Origin of the sequence: Achromobacter sp. (genome assembly GCF_032102605.1) — a bacterium.
Classification (GTDB): Bacteria; Pseudomonadota; Gammaproteobacteria; order Burkholderiales; family Burkholderiaceae_B; genus Achromobacter.
This window is the reverse complement of record NZ_DAMDGT010000001.1, coordinates 89,551-105,414: the sequence shown is the minus strand read 5'-3', so window position 1 is coordinate 105,414 and position 15,864 is coordinate 89,551. Positions and strand designations below refer to the sequence as shown.

The 15,864-nt window shown below is 63.5% G+C and carries 21 protein-coding genes and 1 tRNA gene; 15 read left to right on the top strand and 7 right to left on the bottom strand.

Annotated elements, in window-relative coordinates; all coding sequences use genetic code 11:
- Window positions 1–21: 21 nt before the first annotated feature.
- From RT614_RS00500 to RT614_RS00475, 6 genes are all read left to right on the top strand, one after another.
- Entirely contained in the window at window positions 22–453 is a 432-nt protein-coding gene (locus RT614_RS00500) for a helix-turn-helix transcriptional regulator (protein WP_313619518.1), read from the top strand.
- 64 nt (window positions 454–517) lie between these two features.
- The gene (locus RT614_RS00495) at window positions 518–937 is read left to right on the top strand and encodes a hypothetical protein (RefSeq protein ID WP_313619516.1); all 420 of its coding nucleotides are present in this window, start codon (window positions 518–520) and stop codon (window positions 935–937) included.
- Between the two features lie 19 nt (window positions 938–956).
- Complete coding sequence (locus RT614_RS00490; protein ID WP_313619514.1) at window positions 957–1,574, top strand: DUF3251 domain-containing protein; 618 nt, start codon at window positions 957–959, stop codon at window positions 1,572–1,574.
- Window positions 1,575–1,704: 130 nt separating this feature from the next.
- Window positions 1,705–2,052 carry a hypothetical protein gene (locus tag RT614_RS00485; protein WP_313619512.1) on the top strand — a complete coding sequence of 116 codons (348 nt, stop codon included), beginning with the start codon at window positions 1,705–1,707 and terminating at the stop codon, window positions 2,050–2,052.
- Window positions 2,053–2,152: 100 nt separating this feature from the next.
- Entirely contained in the window at window positions 2,153–2,356 is a 204-nt protein-coding gene (locus tag RT614_RS00480) for a hypothetical protein (protein WP_313619510.1), read from the top strand.
- Window positions 2,353–2,637, top strand: a complete 285-nt coding sequence (locus RT614_RS00475) for a hypothetical protein (protein ID WP_313619508.1) — start codon at window positions 2,353–2,355, stop codon at window positions 2,635–2,637. The genes RT614_RS00480 and RT614_RS00475 overlap by 4 nt, the downstream gene beginning before the upstream one ends.
- Here the strand turns inward: RT614_RS00475 and RT614_RS00470 are convergent.
- Window positions 2,619–2,789, bottom strand: a complete 171-nt coding sequence (locus RT614_RS00470) for a hypothetical protein (protein ID WP_313619506.1) — start codon at window positions 2,787–2,789, stop codon at window positions 2,619–2,621. The genes RT614_RS00475 and RT614_RS00470 overlap by 19 nt on opposite strands.
- Before the next feature lie 46 nt (window positions 2,790–2,835).
- On the opposite strand from RT614_RS00470, the gene RT614_RS00465 reads away from it, so the two are divergent.
- Genes RT614_RS00465 through RT614_RS00435 form a run of 7 tightly spaced genes read left to right on the top strand, consistent with a single transcriptional unit; the run spans window position 2,836 to window position 9,166 of the window.
- On the top strand, window positions 2,836–3,639 hold the full coding sequence (locus RT614_RS00465; protein WP_313619504.1) for a PD-(D/E)XK nuclease family protein: 804 nt from the start codon (window positions 2,836–2,838) through the stop codon (window positions 3,637–3,639).
- A 15-nt stretch (window positions 3,640–3,654) separates the two neighbouring features.
- Entirely contained in the window at window positions 3,655–3,876 is a 222-nt protein-coding gene (locus tag RT614_RS00460) for a hypothetical protein (protein WP_313619502.1), read from the top strand.
- A gap of 2 nt (window positions 3,877–3,878) precedes the next feature.
- Window positions 3,879–5,075, top strand: coding sequence for a hypothetical protein (locus tag RT614_RS00455; protein WP_313619500.1), 1,197 nt, complete (start codon window positions 3,879–3,881; stop codon window positions 5,073–5,075).
- 15 nt (window positions 5,076–5,090) lie between these two features.
- Window positions 5,091–6,248: a recombination-associated protein RdgC gene (gene rdgC, locus RT614_RS00450; RefSeq protein ID WP_313619498.1), complete on the top strand. Its 1,158-nt coding sequence runs from the start codon at window positions 5,091–5,093 to the stop codon at window positions 6,246–6,248.
- A gap of 9 nt (window positions 6,249–6,257) precedes the next feature.
- Window positions 6,258–8,039: an AAA family ATPase gene (locus RT614_RS00445; RefSeq protein ID WP_313619496.1), complete on the top strand. Its 1,782-nt coding sequence runs from the start codon at window positions 6,258–6,260 to the stop codon at window positions 8,037–8,039.
- A gap of 15 nt (window positions 8,040–8,054) precedes the next feature.
- Window positions 8,055–8,669 carry a 3'-5' exonuclease gene (locus RT614_RS00440; RefSeq protein ID WP_313619494.1) on the top strand — a complete coding sequence of 205 codons (615 nt, stop codon included), beginning with the start codon at window positions 8,055–8,057 and terminating at the stop codon, window positions 8,667–8,669.
- 2 nt (window positions 8,670–8,671) lie between these two features.
- Window positions 8,672–9,166 (top strand): hypothetical protein, encoded by a 495-nt coding sequence (locus RT614_RS00435; protein ID WP_313619493.1) that lies wholly within the window; start codon window positions 8,672–8,674, stop codon window positions 9,164–9,166.
- Window positions 9,167–9,270: 104 nt separating this feature from the next.
- On the opposite strand, the gene RT614_RS00430 is transcribed toward RT614_RS00435, so the two are convergent.
- A complete protein-coding gene (locus RT614_RS00430; RefSeq protein ID WP_313619491.1) occupies window positions 9,271–9,564 on the bottom strand; it encodes a hypothetical protein in 294 nt (97 codons plus the stop codon).
- 405 nt (window positions 9,565–9,969) lie between these two features.
- Between RT614_RS00430 and RT614_RS00425 the strand changes: the two genes are divergently transcribed.
- The gene (locus RT614_RS00425; RefSeq protein ID WP_313619489.1) at window positions 9,970–11,118 is read left to right on the top strand and encodes a tyrosine-type recombinase/integrase; all 1,149 of its coding nucleotides are present in this window, start codon (window positions 9,970–9,972) and stop codon (window positions 11,116–11,118) included.
- 94 nt (window positions 11,119–11,212) lie between these two features.
- Here RT614_RS00425 and RT614_RS00420 read toward each other — a convergent pair.
- Window positions 11,213–11,289, bottom strand: a tRNA-Pro gene (locus tag RT614_RS00420).
- Between the two features lie 29 nt (window positions 11,290–11,318).
- On the opposite strand from RT614_RS00420, the gene RT614_RS00415 reads away from it, so the two are divergent.
- Window positions 11,319–11,531, top strand: a complete 213-nt coding sequence (locus tag RT614_RS00415) for a hypothetical protein (RefSeq protein WP_313619487.1) — start codon at window positions 11,319–11,321, stop codon at window positions 11,529–11,531.
- A gap of 1 nt (window position 11,532) precedes the next feature.
- Here RT614_RS00415 and RT614_RS00410 read toward each other — a convergent pair whose 3' ends face one another.
- From RT614_RS00410 to pheS, 4 genes are read right to left on the bottom strand one after another with little or no spacing between them, the layout of a single operon-like run.
- Complete coding sequence (locus tag RT614_RS00410; protein WP_313619485.1) at window positions 11,533–11,967, bottom strand: MerR family transcriptional regulator; 435 nt, start codon at window positions 11,965–11,967, stop codon at window positions 11,533–11,535.
- Window positions 11,968–12,025: 58 nt separating this feature from the next.
- The gene (locus tag RT614_RS00405; RefSeq protein ID WP_008159916.1) at window positions 12,026–12,352 is read right to left on the bottom strand and encodes an integration host factor subunit alpha; all 327 of its coding nucleotides are present in this window, start codon (window positions 12,350–12,352) and stop codon (window positions 12,026–12,028) included.
- A gap of 15 nt (window positions 12,353–12,367) precedes the next feature.
- The gene (gene pheT / locus RT614_RS00400) at window positions 12,368–14,785 is read right to left on the bottom strand and encodes a phenylalanine--tRNA ligase subunit beta (RefSeq protein ID WP_313619483.1); all 2,418 of its coding nucleotides are present in this window, start codon (window positions 14,783–14,785) and stop codon (window positions 12,368–12,370) included.
- Between the two features lie 13 nt (window positions 14,786–14,798).
- On the bottom strand, window positions 14,799–15,821 hold the full coding sequence (gene pheS / locus RT614_RS00395) for a phenylalanine--tRNA ligase subunit alpha (protein ID WP_175124022.1): 1,023 nt from the start codon (window positions 15,819–15,821) through the stop codon (window positions 14,799–14,801).
- Window positions 15,822–15,864: the final 43 nt, after the last annotated feature.

The following is a 15,864-nucleotide window of genomic DNA, read 5'->3' as shown; positions in this document are numbered from 1 at the left end:
TGCCGGGGCATAGTTCCATTTATGGGTAAAAAATCCGCAGCCGAAATCGTTGGCGAAAATCTCGATCGCTTGATGACCGATGCTGGTCTTTCCAACGTCACGTTGGAAAACCGGCTTTCTCGCCGTGTCACGAAATCGACCATTGGTCGCATACGAAATGCAGAGAGCAGCGCGGGAATTGGGAATATTGAAGAGATTGCGCGAGCGTTTGGTCTAGACGCGTGGCAATTCCTCATCCCGGATGTCTCGACCCACAGCAAGCCTCGGCTGGCGAGCTCTGCAGCCCCCGCCAACACTGCGGGTCCGAGCGCGGCTGACGCCGAATTGTTGGCCCTCTTTCACCAGTTGGATGACACCTATAAAGCTTTGCTGCTTGCAGACGCTAAGAAGTACATGCAGGTGCAGCAGCCAGCGGTCAAAAGTGCCAATCCCAAGAGGGCTAATGCGTCCTAGCATTCGTCTCGTGTGGTCCGACGGGAAAAAAATTTGGCCGCGATGAAACAAAATTAGTCAAAACATGAGAAAAATCAAATTCCTTTTATGTTTGGTTTTGGTCGTGTGGGTTACGACTGCATGTACTTCCCCTTCGCCCGCCGACCGTAAATTTGAGGCGCTTTCGATCTGGAGAGCGGACGCATCGGCCCGCGAAGCCCGCGGGGAGCTAACGAAAATCGACAAGCTAAAGGAGCTTTACGCGCTACTGGCCACGGACCCGGTCTCCAGTTCGGATGCGGCAGGCATGCGGTGGGCTAGCACCGACATCGATACGCTGGAAGCTTTGCATGCAGGCAAGATCGACAGATCGCAAGCGGAGAGCCGTTTACGCCAAAGCGAGACCGCTTGGCGCGCCGAAAGCGCTGCGCGGGATGCGGCCTCCAAGCCCATCAATACACGGTGCATCACGTGGCAGGGATTTACCCAATGTGGGACACAATAAAAAGGAGTGTTTGCAAACCATGAAACGAATCACTGCGGCAGCTGCTTTGGTGAGCATCACTGCAGTCCTTGCCGGCTGTAAACCCGATGCTGAAACCGTAGCGGAATTGCAGTCGCTGCGAAACATAGCCACCGACCAAGGGAAAGCGCTCAATCAACTTGAGGCAGCGCGAGCCAAATTGGCGGCTGATCTTGAGAAGCTGCAGAGCGAGGTGCTGAACCTCCAAATCGAAAATGCTCTAAACAATAGCGCCGGCAAAACCGCGACCCTTTCGGTGACCGAAAAGGGCTATAGCGTCGCGCAAATGGACATTGGCAGCATCACACTCGCGGTCAAGGACGTTGCGCCCTATGCGAACGGCGTCAAGGTTAAGCTCAACATCGGCAACCCAACGTCAGCCACCTTCCCGGGTTTGAAGTTAAATGTGGTTTGGGCGAACGCGGCGCCGGGCACCAAGAACTACGATCCAAGCACGCGTCAGTCGAAAGAGATCAATATCCCGGGTGAGATCAAACCGGGAATGTGGAACACGGAAGAGATCGTGCTCGCGCCGGCCAAACCTGATCAGATCGACTACCTGACCATCAAACCATCTGCGCCCAGCGTGATTCTTAGAACGCCCGCCGAGAGGAAGTAGGAACAAATCGCCCCATGCTCGGGGCGAACTTTTGCGCGGGACAACCCATTTTCGGGTTGACTAACCCGTTTTCGGGTTGTAAATTCCTTTTGTCGACCCATTTATGGGTCACTCACGACGATAGGAAGCCATGCTATCCCTCAATCCGGCAAACACGCCGACAAGCCCTCAACTCCAGGCGGCGACCGAAGAGGCCGTGATTCGCGTAGGCCAGCCCGAGTTCACCGACGCAGACATCCTCAGTGTCCTCTGCGACCTGTTCGCAGGTCGCGCGGCCCGCGCCTTCGGCGAGCCCATCGATTGGTGGACCGAAACGCTGCAGTGCGACTTGACGCCAACGGCGGCCGCCGGCGTCGCACTGACCGCCATCAGCAAGTGGCAGTTCGACCGCGACGCCGGCGCCGCCGGTGTGAAGCAACTGCAGGACGAACTGGTCCTGCGCGCCCGGCAGATCCTCGGCAAGGGCGGCCAGCCGTGATTACCGCCGCCCTCCTCCTCCTTCCCATCGCGTTCTGCATGGCTCGCGCCATCGACGCGTACGCGGCCCATCGCCGCCACACCGATCCGTGGGGACGCGCATGACCGCCGCCACGCTCTGGGTCCTGCTGGCCCTCCTGCCCGCTGATCACGACCGTCAGCCCGCCATGGTGATCGAGCGCTTCCGCACCCAGGCCGAATGCCTGGACCTCCTCGCCACCTTCCCGCCCACCGCTCGCGTCACCTTCGAGTGCCTGCCCTCGCTGCGGATCGACGCGCGCATGCTCCTGGAGCCTTCGCAATGATGCACATCCGAAAACTGATCCGCGCTGACGGCGCTGAAACCCTGCTGCACGGGCCCCACGCCATCCAGGACGTCTGCCAGATGATCGGCGCCGAAGCCTTGGACACGGTCAGCCTGGCCGACCGCCTGCACGTCATGCTGGTTGATGACGAAGGTATCTCGAAGAACCTGCCGGTCAATCCTGCTGCGACGCGCCTGTACCAAGACGCCCGCGGCATCCCCTACCAGATCCGCGGCGACGTGGTGATCGTGCCCGACTCCGACTACGCGAGGGATGCGTGAGCGCTCGTCAGATCGTCGCGCTCTGGCGCCGAGTGCGCCGCTCCGGTCGGGATCTGGACTTGGCCGGATATGCCGCGGTAGCCGCTGGCGCGGTGATGTTGATCGCGACCGGCATTGTTGGCCCAACGCTTGACGCGCAGCAGCACCGCCATGCGGACGCCGAGCGCCACGCCGCCCGCTGATGGGAGCCAAGACACAATGCAACCCAACATCTTCACCGTCCGCGCCTCAAGCTGGGGCCGCCTGTTCGACTGCGCGCACGCCTGGGAGGGCACGCACATCCTGGGCATGAAGAAGCCCTCGGGCACGCGCGCGCTCCTCGGAACGGCTGTGCACGCAGGCACTGCCGCCTACGACCTCGCGCGCCTGGAAGGAAAACCCTGCACGCCGGACGAGGCCGCCGACGTTCTGGTCGACGAATTGCATAACCCCGCCTACGAGGTCGACCATGCGCAGGACGGCCTGCCGCTCGCCAAAGCCGAGCAGATCGCCTTGACCATCCTGGTCAAGTACTGCGCGGACGTGGCCCCGCAGTTCTCGTACATCGACGTCGAAACGAAGCTGGACCCGCTGGACATCGACTGCGGCAACGGCATGACCGTGCGCCTGACGGGCACGATGGACCGAGCGCGCGTCGCGGAAACCGAGGGCGGCATCGTCGTGCCCGACGTGAAGACTGGCGCCCGCGTCGTGCAGGACGGCAAGGCAGTCACGCAAGGCCGCGCCGCGCAGACCGGCACCTATCAGCTCATGTACGAGCACACCAAGAAGGTGCGCACGGTCGGCTCCCAGATCATCGCCCTATCCACCAGCGGCAGCGCGGCCACGGCCGTAAGCCCCGTTTTCGACGCCCGCCGCGTCATGGTCGGCGAGCCCGACCAGCCCGGCCTGCTCGAGCACGCGGCCGCCATGTTCCGCACCGGCCTATTCCCTCCGAATCCCTCCAGCGTTCTTTGCAGCCAGAAGTACTGCGCGCGCTGGTCCTACTGCCTTTTCCGATAACCAGAGGAGCCCCGCATGTCCCTCCACCCCGTCAGCCGCGACGTGTTCGTCCGGCGCACCGACAAGGCCGGCAAATCGGTCGTCACCCAGCACCTGGCCTGGGACCCGGCCGAATTTCTGGTCAGCCAGGTCAAGCAGTACGACAAGGACGCCAAGCCCGACGAGCGCCAGACCGTCGCTATGGCCACGGCCACCGAGTACCACTCCTATCGCGCCCAACAGAAGAAAGGAAACTGATCATGAACCAAAACACGACCGTCCAGAGCCTGCGCGCGGCGCCCGAATCGCAAATGCCGATGGTGGCGCCTGGCTTCGGCAGCCTGCAGGGGTTCGAACTCATGCAGCGCGCGGCGCGCCTGCTGTCGAGCAGCACCCTGGTGCCCGTCGCTTACCGCCAGACGATCGAGAAGCTGGACCGCTACGGCAACGTCAAAGAGTCGCGCGAGAATCCCAACGCGCTGGCGAACTCCGTGGTCGCGCTGAACATGGCCCAGCGCATGGGCGCCGACCCGCTGATGGTCATGCAGAACCTGTACATCGTGGAGGGGCGACCTTCGTGGTCGTCGCAGTGGATCATCGCCGCGATCAACGGCTGCGGCCGGTTCTCTCCCTTGCGCTTCGACATCCAGGACCTGGGCGACAAGGAGGTTTCCTACACGACCACCAGCTGGAACAACGGCCAGCGCGAAACCAGCAGCCGCACGGTCAAAATCCGCGACAAGGTTTGCGTAGCATGGGCCGTCGAGAAGGAGACGGGGGAGCGCCTGGAGTCTCCCAAGGTCACCATTGAAATGGCCGTCAAGGAAGGCTGGTACACGAAGTCGGGTAGCAAGTGGCAGACCATGGAAGAAGTCATGCTGCGCTACCGCACGGCGAGCTTCTTCGGCAAGTTGTACGCGCCCGAGCTGTTGATGGGCCTGCAATCGGTCGAGGAGGCGCAGGACATTATTGAAGCCACCACCGGGCCGGACGGCACCATCAGCGTCAATGTGGACGAGTTGCGCTCCGCCGCTCAGCCGAGCCAGCGCCAGCCAACGGCCGCGCAGGCGGATGCGACGGACCTGGAAGCACGCGACGCCGCCACCAACGACGACACGCCCGCCGCGAAGGCCCAAGCCGAGGCCAGTAACCCGGCGCAGGGCGCGGCAGCGGCCGCCCGTGCCTCTGAAGAGGATCCGGCCGACGAGACGCAAGACAACCTGCCCGGCGTCGACGAAGACTCCGGCTTGGATCCTGCTGCGGTGGAACACCAGATCGTCAGCGCCAAGTCCCTGGATGTCCTGGACCTGGCCAGCGATTCGATCGAAGGGGTCAGCGACTTGGCTGAGCGTGCGCGACTGCACAAGCTGTATCAGTCGCGCCGTGTCTCCATGACCGCAGAGCAGCAACGCGCGCCGGCTTCAACGTCGCGTCGTCGCATGGCCGCACCCGAATAAAGCCCGGGGACCGACATGGTGTTTTTCCGCAACCTCTCGGTCTACTCCCTGCCCGCTGGGTGGGTGGTGACCCTCGCGCGCCTGACCAGCATGCTCGAGCGTTTCTTGTTCGTGCCCACTACGGACCTGCAGGCCGAGTCTACAGGGTGGGCGCAGGTGCATGAGGGCTTCGGCGTGGTGCATGCCGTGCAAGGCCACCTGTTGCTGCGCATGCGTACGGAATCGCGAGTGATGCCTGCCAAGGCAATCGAACTGCAACTACAGGAACTCGCCGAAAAGGTGGAAAAGTCCCAGGGCTTCAAGCCTGGGAAGAAGCAGCGCAAGGAGATTCGCGAGCAGGTGATCATGCAGATGCTGCCCGCGGCGTTCCGGCAGCAGGATGACGTCCTGATATGGATCGACACGCACGCTGGCCGCCTTTGCATCGACAGCGCTGCGAGTGGCCCGCGGGATACCGCTATCAGTCTACTGTGCAAGAGCATCGACAACTTCGTCCTGGAACGCCTGACCGTCAAGACCGCTGCGGCTGGCGCAATGACGGGCTGGCTTGCCGAAGACGAAGCGCCGGAAGGCTTCACCATCGACACGACGGCAGACCTGCGCGCCGCGGGTCAGGGCGCGGGCGCTGTGCAGTACGTCAACCGTCCGCTGGAGGCCGACGAGATCCGCCGCCACCTTCAGAACGGCATGCAATGCACGCGCCTGGGCCTTACCTGGAACGACAAGGTGTCGTTTCTGCTGGACGACGAGCTGGTGCTGAAACGCGTCCTGCCCTGCGAGGCCCTGCACAAGGACGTGGAGCGCGTGGCAAAGACCGATGCCGAGACGTTCGAAGCCGATTTCTTCCTGATGGCCAGCACGTTGCGCCCGCTGATCGCCGACCTCGTCGACGTCCTGGGTGGCGAATGCGTTGACGACCGCCAAGCCGACATGTTCCGCCCAGCTACGGGCCCGGCGCTCGTCACTGGCGACGACGAGGCCAATTTCGATCCGCTTCTGGCGCAGGCGCGCAGCATCGTCGTCCAAAACGGCCGCGCCTCTATTTCTCTCGTTCAACGCCATCTTCGCATCGGCTACAACCGCGCCGCGTCGCTCCTGGAATCCCTGGAGCAATTCGGCGTCGTTACGGCGATGCGCCCTGATGGCTCTCGCGAAGTGGTTTTCCCAATCTGAGGAGCGATCATGCGAATCAACCGTATCACCATCGAAAATTTCCAAGGCGCTCGCGCCGTTGATCTTGAGCTGGGCACGCCCGTTGCCTTGATCGCCGGTCCCAATGGTGCCGGCAAATCCAGCATCGCCGAGGCAGTGCGCCTGGCAATGCTGGGCAGCCCGGAGCGCGTCGGCCTCAAGAAGGAGTTTGCCGCCCTCGTCACCGATGGCGCGAAGCTTGGCGCCGTTACCCTGGATCTGGACGAAGGCGCAATCGGTATCAGCTTGCCCAAGGGCACGCAGTCTGGCGAGGCACTGGTGCCGTCATCACCGGCCCTCCCGTACGTTTTGGCGCCCGAGCGGTTCGCCGCCGCCAAGCCGGATGATCGCCGCACTTTGCTGTTCACGCTCATGGGCACGAAGATCAAACCGGACGACATCGAACGCCGCTTGGTGGAGCGCGGCTGCGATGCGGCGCTGGTGACGCAGATCAAGCCAATCCTGCGCAGTGGCTTTGCCGCCGGCGCCGAGCACGCCAAGCAAGAGGCGACTCAAGCCAAGGGCGCTTGGAAGACCGCGACCGGCGAGCAGTGGGGAAGCCAGAAGGCAGAAGGATGGGCCGCGGAGATTCCGCCGTTTGACCAGGCCGCGCTGGTCGGCGAGCGAGCCGCTCTTGCCGGCGTGGATGCGAAGCTGGAGCAGCACACTAAAGCCCTGGGTGCCCTGGAACAGAAGGCGCAAGCCTACACCGCCGCCCGCGATCAGTTGGCCGCGCGCCAGGGGTTGGCGGCCAAACTGCCGGCCCTGCGCCAGAAGCTCGAATTCGATCAGACCCAGCACGCTGAACTGGCCGAGCGCGTCGCCGCGCTGGAGGCAAAAGCCGGCACCGGGCCGCGCTTGGGACTGGTACATGATCTGGCGCTCTGCCTTTCGCAACTTTGGAAATCCGAAGCATCGAAGAATGTCGCCTTTGGCATCGGCCTGGATATCAAGGAAGTGCTGGCGGCATACGAGCGCCAATACGGCAAGATCGGCGCCACGGGCGACGCCGAAGCCGCAGCCGCGCTACCCAAGGCCATCGAAGCCCGCGACTTGATGGCGCGCAGCGTCGAAAACGACCGCCGCGACATCGCGGCAGCCGAAGCGGCGGCTGCCCAACTGCAGGACGAGGACGCGCCCGAGGCCATTCAGCCCGCCGACGTCGAAGCCGCCCGCGCCAAGGTGACGGCGGTGCGCGCTGAGCGCAAGGCCATCGACGAACGCGTCCAGGCGCTGTTGAACGCCAAGCAGGCCGCCGCCAGCGCCGCCGAGCGCACCGAGAACGCTGCGCGCTACCACGGCGAGGTGCTGGCCTGGCTGGCAATCGGCGATGCGCTGTCGCCCGACGGCATCCCCGGCGAGATCCTGGCCGAAGCGTTGCAGCCTTTCAACGACAAGCTGTCCGAACTGGCCGGGTTGGCCGGGTGGCATGTGCCCGCGATTGGCGCCGACATAGGCATCACCTGGGCAGGTCGACAGTATCGGCTGCTTTCCGAGTCCGAACGCTGGCGCGTCGACGCTCTCATTGGCGCCGCGCTGGCCGAGGTTTCTGGTTTGGGCTGCCTGATCCTGGACCGTTTCGACTGCCTGGACATGCCCGGCCGCGGCGATGCGCTGGGCTTGGTCGACGCGCTGGCAGCCGACGGCCACCTGCACACCATCCTGGTGCTGGGCACGCTCAAGACCGCACCCGCAGCCCCTTCTGACGTCTTTACCACCTTCTGGATTGAAAACGGCACGACCGAGCAGCCCAAGCTGCGCGCCGCCGCCTGACACAAGGACTACGACATGCAAAACCTGGGATTTTTCTACGACACCGAGACGACCGGCCTGCCGCAGTTCGGCCAGCCGTCCGAGCACCCCGACCAGCCCCATATCGTGCAGCTGGCCGCCGCGCTGGTCGACCTGGACACCCGCGAGACGGTTGCCAGCCTGGACGTCGTCGTGCGTCCGGACGGCTGGACCATCCCCGACGAGGTCGCGGCTGTGCACGGCATCACGACGGAGCATGCGGCCGCCGTCGACGTGCCCGAGTCGCTGGCGCTCTCGCTGTTCCTGGAGCTGTGGGGCCGCAGGACCCGCATCGCGCACAACGAACAATTCGACGCCCGAATCATCCGCATCGCCCAGCACCGCGCGGGCGAGCTCGAGCGGGAGCTTGACGCATGGAAGGCGGGAATTGCCCAGTGCACGGCGCGCATGGCCACGCCCATCGTCAAATGCCCGCCGACGGCCAAGATGATCGCGGCCGGCCGCAAGCACTACAAGACGGCCAACCTGGGCGAGGCCGTGCAGTTCTTCACGGGCAAGCCCTTGGAGAATGCCCACAGCGCGATGGCGGATGTCAAAGGCTGCATGGACGTCTACTTCGCCATCCAGGACATGCAACGCCCGGAGGCCTGACCATGCATCCCTACATGAACCGAAAGGATCGCCGGCTGGTACAGCGCATCGAAAGCCGTCGCCGTAGCCGCACGCGCCGCGAGGAGCGGCCCAAGGTTGCACACATGATGGTCGGCGCTGAGATCGTCATGCGCCCGCTCGAGCAGCTGTTCGACGAACTGGACCGCACGGGCAAAGTGTCTGTCAATGCGCGCGGCTACCCGGATTTCCTCGCGTGCGACGGCTATCGGTACGAGGCAGCCCCCGCGATCGAGGGCCTGATATGGCATTTCGAAATGTGGGAGACGCGCCACGGGAAGCAACTGCCGTTGCAACCGTTGCGCGACCTCCACGTCGCCCTGCACTACCTGGTACCGATTCAGGAGCGCACCGTAGAAGCTCTCCGCCAGGCGCTTCCCGTGCTGCGTAATGTGATGGCCACCGGCAAGCCCGAGGATCAGATCGACCTGCTTCAGCAAACCCGCATCAAGGCGGCGTTGGAGGGCCCGCGCGTATGACGACGACTACATGGCGCCTGGTGCCAGCCAAATCCGATCAGGCTCCGACCGTTGCATTTGCCGCGCGCGGCCCGCGCATCGGCGGCGCGGCCAGGAACGCGCTGTTATTGGCCGCGCACCGATTGCGCCCGTCTCCAGGCGACGAACAGGGCAAAGGCCTTGTGCCGCACTTGTTGCGACAGGGCCTTGTTGTCCGACGCAGCTTCAAGAAGACCCGCAATTTCCACATCGATCGGAAATCCTTCTTCCAACCAGGCAATGGCGAGAGAGGGCCAATAGTCCGAAAACCCATGCGGGCCCAAGCCTTCCACGACCATCAACCGGTCTGCTTTACCGGCATCTTGCGCAACGGCGAGCGGGCTTTCAAGGCCAGTTACAAGCGAGGGGGTCCTATCCATGGTGCCCGTCCATTCTGAAACCAGCATCCTATCCGAATGGGCCAGGTCACGGCCGCGCGTCACGCGCCGGGAGCTGAAGGGGGAAGTAGACAGCGCCTACGCGCGGGTCCCCAACCATAGGACGCAGTTCAAGAGGATCAGATAAATGTCCGACATTCCTCCGCGATTCATCCGAGTAGGCAAGGCACCCGCCTACCTAGGCATGTGCCGCCGCGTATTCGACCAGGCGGCACGGCCTTTTCTTCGAGAAATCAGCATTGGAAAACAAGGAATCGCCTTCGATCGCAAGGAGCTCGACCGCTTTGCGGACGAGTATGCGGAGCGGATGGCGATTGACAAGGACGCACCTGCGGGCAACGATTCCCACCGCAGCGAGCGCCCACGTAGCAACGGAGCATCAAGTCTATGGGGCAAAAAACAATCACCGGGCTCACGCTCAAAGACGGCATCTGGCACATCGACAAACTCGTCCGCGGCTACGGACGAATTCGAGGCAGCACTGGCACAAGCGTTCGCGCGGAAGCCGAACAGGTCCTCCTCGAGCGAATCGTCCAAGCCGGCGCGGAGCGGAAGGAGCGCGCCCACTGGCGCCCGACTTTCCGCACCGCGGCAACCCGCTACCTAAAGGAGTACGCGCAACAACCATCCATTTGGCTGACGGCCACCTATCTCAAGCAGCTGGATCCGTACATTGGCGACTTGCATCTGGATGAGGTCGACAACGAAGCGCTGCAGGCCTATGTCGATGATCGCCTCGAGGCCGGCCGCGCCCCTCGCACAGTCAACATTGCGCTGCAGCGCGTCGTCCGCGTCCTGAACGTCGCCTCTCGCAAGTGGCGCGACGACAACCGAAAGCCCTGGCTCGCTGTGGTGCCAATGATCGAAATGCTGAGCGAGAAGTCGCGGCGCCAGCCCTATCCCCTCTCATGGGAGGAACAGGCGGCGCTGTTCAAGGAGTTGCCGGAACACCTACAGATCATGGCGCTTTACAAGGTGAATACCGGCTGCCGCGAGCAGGAAGTCTGCAAGCTGAAATGGCAGTGGGAGATCGAAGTTGAGGGGCTCGGAACCAGCGTGTTCCTCATCCCAGCAGAGTTCGGCGGCCGGTTCGATGATTCCGGCGTGAAAAACCGGGAGGAGCGGCTTGTTGTGCTCAACGAAGTCGCCCGGTCCATCATCCGCAAGCAACGGGGACAGCATCCCGAATGGGTCTTTCCGTATGAGGGCCGCGCCCTGCACCGGATGAACGACACCGCTTGGCGGAATGCGAGAAAGCGAGCCGCCGCGCAGTGGAAGAAGACCCACGGCACGGCGCCGCACCCGGGGTTCGCAAGCCTGCGTGTGCACGATTTGAAACACACGTATGGTAGGCGACTGCGGGCGGCCGACGTGCCAGAGGAGGATCGCAAGGCATTATTGGGACACACGGACGGGAGTATCACCTCGCATTATTCGACGGCCGAGCTGGCGAAGCTAATTGAGTATGCGAACCGGGTCTCCGCAACCGACACGCGCAGTCCGGCGTTGACGGTTTTAAAGCGGAAAGTGGCATAGGGGATATGGGATTCGCGGGGATGATGTCCCCACGAAAGTCCCCACAATGAGAAAGGCCGTTAGTGAGTACTCTCACTAACGGCCTTGGAACTACTGGTCGGGACGGCGGGATTCGAACTCGCGACCCCTTGCACCCCATGCAAGTGCGCTACCAGGCTGCGCTACGCCCCGAAAGAAAAAGAGTATAGCAGAACAAAAAAATGTTTGCACGCATTGGTGCAAAAAAAGTGCTGAATACTCAAAAAATTTTGCGCTTCACGTTCGCCGTTCACGATGCTGCTTGTGATGTTCCGGCGCGCGCAAAGCGCATAGCACTGCTGCTTGCGACGCGCGTGACCTTCAAGGTCATTGCGTGTCGCAAAGGTACTGCTATGAAGCGTTGGAATTCAAACGTTGTGGACGCGATGCCGTGACTCAGGCCGCGGGAATTGCGCTGCCTGCGCTTGCGGCAGCAGGCGCGTTTGCCGTCGTGCCCAGGGCCTCGGCAAGCAATGCCGACACGTTGCTCAGTTCATTGCGCAGAGACTGCATCTCGGTGCCCGACAGGCGCACGGCGGCGTCCTGGTCATGCGGCACGTCGCGCGCATCGCCAAGGCGATTGCGCGCGCCGCTGATCGTGAAGCCCTGTTCGTAAAGCAAGGAACGGATGCGACGAATCAGCAGCACTTCGTGATGCTGGTAGTAGCGGCGATTGCCGCGGCGCTTCACGGGTTTGAGCTGCGTGAATTCCTGTTCCCAGTACCGCAATACATGAGGCTTGACGCCACACAGGTCGCTGACTTCGCCGATGGTGAAGTAACGCTTGGCGGGAATGGGCGGTAGGGTAACGGTGGATTCAGTACGTGTCATAAGCGGATTTTATGCGCGCGGTGCATCGAGCGCCGATAACAATTACCGACAAAGCGTATCACTCCGCGGCGTCGGGCGCAGCGGGCACTGCCTGCTCCACCACGCTCTTGAGCTTCTGGCTGGCGTGGAACGTGACCACGCGCCGCGCAGCGATGGGAATGGTCTCTCCGGTTTTGGGATTGCGACCAGGGCGCGGCGGCTTGTCGCGCACCTGGAAGTTGCCAAAGCCCGAAAGCTTGACGGAATCGCCGCGCGCCAGGGCGTCGCGGATTTCCTCGAAGAACGTATCAACGATGTCCTTGGCTTCGCGCTTGTTCAGGCCGACCCGCTCGAAGAGCAGTTCGGCCAGCTCGGCCTTGGTCAGGGTGCGTTGCTCGGCAAGCATACTAGTCCCCTCGGTTCAGACACGCTGGCGCGCGTCGTGCGCGCCAACCAAGGCGTCCTTGATGCGTGCCAGACAATCCGCCACGCGGGCTTCGTCCAATGTGACCTCAGTGTCCTGTAGCCAGAATCGGAACGCAAGGCTTTTCTCGGCGACGGGCTCGCTGCCCTGGGCCTTCTCGCGCCACACGTCGAACACGCGCGCATCCTGCACCACTGCGAGTTGCGCGTCGGCCTTCACGGCTGCGGCCACAGTGTCCAGCATGGATTGCGCAGTGACGTCTTCGTCGACCCACAGCGCCAGATCGCGCACCACCACGGGCTGGCGAGACAGCTCGCGCACCTGCGGCAGTTCACCTTCGGACAGCGCGACCACGTCCAGTTCGAACACGACCGGCGCATGCGCCAGATCGGCCTGCTGGGCCCAGCGCGGATGCAATTCACCGAGCCAGCCCACTTGCTTGCCGTCCAGCATGACACGAGCGCCGCGTCCAGGATGCAGCGCGGGATGCGCGGCAGCCTCGAAACGCAGACGACGGCCGCGGGCGCCGAACAGCGCCTCGACGTCCATCTTCACATCGAAGAAGTCGACGTGGCGATTGGGCACGCCCCACTGCTCTTCCACTGCCGGCCCCCAGGCCGCGCCTGCCAGCTTCATGGGCTGGCGCACGCCGGCCACTTCCAGCGGACCGTCCTGGGCGGCATCGTCGCGCATGAACACGCGGCCCAGTTCGAACACGCGCACGCGTGACTGCTTGCGGTTGGCGTTGTGACGGACGTTTGCCACCAGGCCGCCGATCAGGCTGGAGCGCATGACCGACAGATGGCTTGCGATCGGATTGACCAAACGCACGGGATTTTCGTTGCCAGCGTAGTCGCGTTCCCAGTCGGCTTCGACAAAGCTGTAGTTGACGACTTCCTGGTAGTCCTGCGCGGCGGCAAGGCGGCGCAGCGCATGCGCGCCGCGGCGCACTTCGGGTTGCGAGAACATCTTCGCGCGCGCCATCGGCGGCACGTCGGGAATGCTCTCGAAACCGTAGATGCGAGCCACTTCTTCGATCAGGTCTTCTTCGATCTCCAGATCGAAACGGTACGACGGCGGATTGACGACGAAGTCGTCGCCTTCGACCGTGAACTCCAGGCCCAGGCTGCCGAAGATCTTGGCGACCTGTTCCTGCGTGACCGGCACGCCCAGGACCCGGTGGCAACGCGCCAGGCGCATGCGCACGGGCGGGCGCTGAGGCAGGTTGACGATCTGGTCGTCGATGGGGCCCACCTGGCCGCCGCAGATATCGACGATCAGGCGGGTGATGAATTCAAGGTGTTCAGGGATGCTGGCATAGTCCACGCCACGCTCGAAGCGATGGCTGGCTTCCGAGCTGAACTTGAAGCGGCGGGCGCGGCCGGCGATGGCCTGCGGCCACCAGAACGCGGCTTCCAGATAGATGTTCTGCGTGTCCAGCGTCACCGACGTGGCTTCGCCGCCCATGATGCCGGCCAGGCTCTCGACCTGGTCGCCCGCGACGACAACGCCCACCTTCGGATCCAGCGCAACGGTCTGGCCATTGAGCAGTTCCAGGGACTCGCCTTCGCGCGCCCAGCGCACGCTGATGTCGCCGCCGATCTTGTCCAGATCGAAGACATGCGACGGACGGCCGAGTTCGAGCATGACGTAGTTGGAGATATCCACCAACGCGGACAGCGAGCGCTGGCCGGCGCGCTCCAGGCGCGTCTTCATCCAGTCGGGCGTCGCTGCGCGAGCGTTCACGCCGCGGATCACGCGGCCGCCAAAACGGCCGCAGAGGTCAGGCGCCTCGATCTTGACGGGCAGGCGCTCGTCCAGGGTCACCGGCACCGCAACCGCGGTGGGCACCGACAGTGCCGCGCCAGTCAGCGCCGCGACTTCGCGAGCCACGCCAAGGATCGACAGGCAGTCTGCGCGGTTGGGCGTCAGCTTGAGCATGAAGAGCGTGTCGTCCAGGTCCAGCGCTTCGCGGATGGACTGGCCGGGAACCATGTCCGACGGCAGTTCCAGCAGGCCGGCGTGGTCTTGCGACAAGCCCAGTTCGCGGGCCGAGCACAGCATGCCGGAAGACTGCACGCCGCGCATCTTCGCCACGCCGATCTTCATGCCGCCGGGCAATTCCGCGCCCACGCGGGCCAGCGGCACTTTCAGGCCGGCCGCAGCATTGGGCGCACCGCAAACGATCTGCAGGCGCTCGCCGGAACCATCGTCGACTTGGCAAACGCGCAGCTTGTCGGCGTCGGGATGCGGAGCAATCTCGACGATGTGAGCCACCACGACGCCGGTGAACGCCGGGGCCGCGGGCTCGGTCTCTTCGACTTCCAGGCCGGCCATGGTGAGCCGGTGCGCGAGTTCATCGGTTGCGATCGGAGGATTGACCAGCGTACGCAGCCAGGATTCGGGAAATTGCATGATCAGCCGTCTGTTATTCGTTGAACTGGCGCAGGAAGCGCAAATCGCCTTCGTAGAACTGGCGCAGATCGTTGACGCCGTAGCGCAACATCGTCAGGCGCTCGAGTCCCGAGCCGAAGGCAAAGCCGATGTAGCGCTCGGGATCCAGCCCGAAGTTGCGCACCACTTGCGGATGCACCTGTCCGGAGCCGGAGATTTCCAGCCAGCGGCCACGGTTGGGACCCGAAGTGAACATCATGTCGATCTCGGCGGACGGTTCCGTGAACGGGAAGAACGACGGACGGAAACGCACGACGAGGTCGTCGCTTTCAAAGAAGCAGCGAAGGAAATCGGTGTACACGCCCTTCAGGTCGGCGAACGAGATGTCCTCGGCGATCCAGAGCCCTTCCACCTGGTGGAACATGGGCGAGTGCGTGGCGTCGCTGTCGACGCGATAAGTGCGCCCGGGCGCAATGACCTTGATGGGCGGCTTGTTCATGCGGGCGTAGCGCACCTGCATGGGGCTGGTGTGCGTGCGCAGCAGCAGCGGCAGGCCGTCGGCGTCGTTCATGTCGACGTAGAACGTGTCCTGCATGGAACGCGCCGGATGGTCCAACGGGTTGTTCAAAGCGGTGAAATTGGTCCAGTCGTTTTCCACTTCGGGGCCGTCGGCCACGTCGAAGCCAATGGAACGGAAGATCTCTTCCACGCGTTCCCAGGTCCGGATCACCGGATGGATGCCGCCCGGCGCGCGACCGCGGCCCGGGAGGGTGACGTCAATGGTTTCGGATGCCAGACGAGCATCCAGCTCCGCCTGCGCCAGTTCGGCGCGGCGCGAGTTCAGAAGCTCTTCGATCTTTTGCTTGGCCTGGTTGATCCGCGCACCCGCCTCGCGCTTTTGCTCGGGATCGAGCTTGCCCAGGCCTTTGAGCAGCACCGTAAGTGCGCCTTCCTTGCCAAGGAAGCGAGCCTTTGCGTTCTCAAGCGCGGCGGCGTCCGAAGCCGCGGCGAACCGTTCTTGCGCCTGGTCTACCAGGTCGTCAACCAATCGAGTCATGAAATCCAGCCTTCAAAACGCAAACGGGGCCATTACAGCCCCG